Below are 3,952 nucleotides of genomic sequence, written 5' to 3' on the forward strand. Positions count from 1 at the left end.
CGACCTGCCGCCCCGAGCCCGCGACGTGCCCCGGGGCCGCGCCCGTGCCGAACCGCGGCGCAATTTGCCACACTGGAGAAATGACCCCGCCGGAGCTCGTGATCCGTCGCGCCTCGCGCGCAGACCTGGACCTCGTGCTGTCCGCGGGCGACCTGTTCGACTCCCCGCCCACCGCCGAGTGGACGCAGGACTTCCTCGACCGCGGCTCCAACCTGCTCCTGATGGCCCTCCACGACGGGGTCCCGGTGGCGATGCTCGTCGCCGTGGAGACCGGCCACCTGGGCGCCAGCCCGGACCTGTTCGTCTACGGCATCCGCGTCCGCGAGGACCTGCGGCGCCAGGGCATCGCGCACAGGCTCGTCGACAAGGCCGTCTCGGTGGCCGAGGAGGCCGGCTGTCGACGCGTGTGGGGATCGATGCACGACGGCGACGTCCAGGACCTGGGCCCCGACTCGCCGCTCCACACCCCGAACGACGTCACCGCCGAACCCACCACGTTCGTCATTCCGATTCCGTGACGTCCGGCGGGAAGGTGTATGGTGGCCCGCATGCAGCGCGTGCTCCTTCTTGGATGCCGCGGCGGGGCCCGCTAGAGCGGACCGGCTCCCCGTCGCGGGATCTCGTCGCGCCGGTCCGATCCTGAAACGATCGAACTCCACGGAAGTTGAGCCCCCGCAATGAATCCCGCTGATGCCTTCGTCTCGTCGTCGTCGACCCTGACGCCCCCCTCCAAGCCCGGCCGCCCCGACCAGCCGTCGTGGAACAAGCAGCGCGGCTCCTCCATGCCGTGGCACCGGTACCGGCCGTTCGCCGAGGAGGTCGAGGACGTCTCGCTGCCCGACCGCACCTGGCCCGACAAGGTCATCACCCACGCCCCCCAGTGGTGCGCCGTGGACCTGCGCGACGGCAACCAGGCCCTGATCGACCCGATGAGCCCCGCGCGCAAGCGCCGCATGTTCGACCTGCTGGTGCGCATGGGATACAAGGAGATCGAGGTCGGGTTCCCGTCCGCGTCGCAGACCGACTACGACTTCGTCCGCGAGATCATCGAGGACGACGCGATCCCGGACGACGTCACCATCCAGGTGCTGGTCCAGTGCCGCGAGGACCTCATCCGCCGCACCTTCGAGGCGTGCGAGGGCGCGTCCGACGTGATCGTGCACTTCTACAACTCCACGTCGATCCTCCAGCGCAAGGTCGTCTTCCGTAAGGACCGCGACGACATCAAGAAGATCGCCACCGACGCCGCCGAGCTGGTCACGACCATCGCGAAGGACTACCCCGACACCAACTGGCGCTGGGAGTACTCGCCCGAGTCGTTCACCGGCACCGAACTGGGCTTCTCCAAGGAGGTCTGCGACGCGGTGACCGAGGTCGTGGGCGCGACGCCGGACAACCCGATCATCATCAACCTGCCGGCGACGGTCGAGATGGCCACGCCCAACGTCTACGCCGACCAGATCGAGTGGATGCACCGCAACCTGGCGCACCGTGACTCGACCATCCTGTCGCTGCACCCGCACAACGACCGCGGCACCGGCGTGGCCGCCGCCGAGCTGGCGTTCCAGGCCGGCGCCGACCGCATCGAGGGCTGCCTGTTCGGCAACGGCGAGCGCACCGGCAACGTCTGCCTGGTGACGCTGGGCATGAACATGCTCACCCGCGGCGTCGACCCGCAGATCAACTTCTCGGACATGGACGAGATCCGCCGCACGGTCGAGTACGCCAACCAGCTGCCCGTCCCCGAGCGCCATCCCTACGGCGGCGACCTGGTCTTCACCGCCTTCTCCGGCTCCCACCAGGACGCCATCAACAAGGGCTTCGACGCCCTGCAGGCCGAGGCCGACGCCCGCGGCGAGGACATCACCGACATCACGTGGGAGGTCCCGTACCTGCCCGTCGACCCCAAGGACGAGGGCCGCACGTACGAGGCTGTCATCCGCGTGAACTCGCAGTCCGGCAAGGGCGGCGTCGCCTACATCATGAAGAGCGACTACGGCCTGCAGCTGCCGCGGCGCCTGCAGATGGAGTTCTCGCAGATCGTCCAGAACGTCACCGACTCCGAGGGCGGCGAGGTCACGCCCAAGGCGATGTGGGACATCTTCTCGCTCGAGTACCTGGACCGCGTCTCGCCCATGGAGCGCATGTCCCAGGTGCTCTCGCCGGCCGAGACCGACGACGGCGAAGACTTCATCGAGGCCGTCATCAAGTGGAAGGGCGAGACGCGCGAGCTGACGGGGTCCGGTAACGGCCCCCTGGCGGCGTTCGTCGCCGCCCTGAACGAGATGTTCGACGACGAGGTGCGCATCCTCGACTACTCGGAGCACGCGATGACCGCCGGGGATGACGCGACCGCAGCCGCGTACGTCGAGGTGCAGTTCGGCAACCGGGTCTTCTGGGGTGTCGGCCGGGCCGGTTCGATCACCACCGCATCCCTGCGCGCCGTGGTCTCCGCCGTGAACCGTGCGTACGCCGACGAGGCCGAGGGCGCCGAGGCCGTGGGCTCGGTCGAGGGCGCGCGCACCTGGGCCCCGTGACGGGCTGAGGTACGGCGGGCTGGCTGCCCGGCAGGCCGGCGAGGCCCCGACCATCGAGAAGACCGTTCCGCACACATCACCCGAGTGAAGGTGTGCGGAACGGTCTTTTCGTGTACCCACGGCGCCCCCCGAACCTCGTTTGTCGCATGTATCACTCCGGTAACGATGGTCTCGATCCGATTACAACAAGCGCGTAATGTGGCGACGGGTCGCGCCGATAGGTATGGCGTCTGCCCTCCGTAAACGTCAGTCTGGAGCTGTTATGTCCGTGACACGCCGTGGGTTCCTCACCGCCGCATCGGTCGGCGTGGGCGCCGCCGTCGCCTCCTCCGTCCGCGGCCCCGTAGCCGGGGCCGATCCGTTCAGCACCGGCTCCCTCGGCGTGGCCCAGGACCTCATGCAGTCGATCTCCACCGGCAGCGGCATGATCCAGCCCAACGGCCCGCTCGGCTTCGTGGGCGTCACGTTCCCGAGCCCGGAGGACATCGCCGGCCGCATCCGGTTCGCGTTCCCTGACGGCTCCGTGGGCGACTGGCTCCCGCTCGAGGCGATGGATTCCGCGCCGGACGCCGGCAGCACGCCCGCAGCCGAGCTCGTCGCCGCGCCCGAGGGGGCCGTCGGCTACGAGGTCGACGCTCCCGCGGGCTCGGAGGCCACCGTCTTCGACGACGGCCGCGGCACCCCGCGCAACTACAGCCTCGGCAGCATCGGACTGGCCGGCCTGCCGGTGATCCCGCGTGCGGCGTGGGGCGCCGGCGACGTCTCCGGATTCCGGTGGGCGCCGACCTACTTCCCCGCGCAGTCCATCACCATCCACCACACCGCGGTCGTGCCCGGACCGGACCGCGCCGCGAGCGTGCGGGCGATCTACAACTACCACGCCAACACCCTGGGCTGGGGCGACGTCGGGTACCACCTGCTCATCGACCCCGAGGGCCGGATCTACCAGGGCCGTGGCGGGACACCGGTGGGCAATCCGGTGTTCCAGTTCCCGCCCGTCGCGGGCATCGCTCCCCCGGTGGTCACCGCCGGACACGTGGGCGGCTTCAACAACGGCAACATCGGCATCAGCCTGCTGGGCGACTTCACCGGCGCGCCGCCGACCGCAGCCGCGGTGGGCGCGACCATCGACTGCGTGCGCGCCCTGTGCAACGCGACGGGCATCAACCCGCGGGCGGGCATCACGTACCGCAACCCGCAGGGCGGCGCGACGCGACCGATGATGGCGGTCTCGGGCCACCGCGACTGGGGCGGCACCGCGTGCCCGGGCAACTCCTTCTACCCGCAGATGCAGTTCATCCGGGATCACGCAGCCAACGGCTGGACGCCCACCGCGATCTCCTCGGCGGCCTTCGGCTCCTGACCGCGGCCGGGCGGGGCGGCCGGGCCGCGCGGGCAGGGCGGTCGCAGCGCGC

Annotated in this window: 3 protein-coding genes; all 3 read left to right on the top strand. The window is 70.2% G+C overall.

Features of this window, described 5'->3' with window-relative positions; translation table 11 throughout:
• Positions 1-80 precede the first annotated feature (80 nt).
• Positions 81-518, top strand: a complete 438-nt coding sequence (locus tag G6030_RS07785; protein ID WP_007630176.1) for a GNAT family N-acetyltransferase — start codon at positions 81-83, stop codon at positions 516-518.
• Positions 519-677: 159 nt separating this feature from the next.
• Positions 678-2,537 (top strand): 2-isopropylmalate synthase, encoded by a 1,860-nt coding sequence (gene leuA, locus G6030_RS07790; protein ID WP_007630174.1) that lies wholly within the window; start codon positions 678-680, stop codon positions 2,535-2,537.
• A 262-nt stretch (positions 2,538-2,799) separates the two neighbouring features.
• The gene (locus tag G6030_RS07795; protein ID WP_182642729.1) at positions 2,800-3,900 is read left to right on the top strand and encodes a peptidoglycan recognition family protein; all 1,101 of its coding nucleotides are present in this window, start codon (positions 2,800-2,802) and stop codon (positions 3,898-3,900) included.
• Positions 3,901-3,952: the final 52 nt, after the last annotated feature.

This window comes from Dietzia sp. E1 (assembly GCF_014145015.1).
GTDB classification, from domain to species: Bacteria; Actinomycetota; Actinomycetes; order Mycobacteriales; family Mycobacteriaceae; genus Dietzia; species Dietzia cinnamea_A.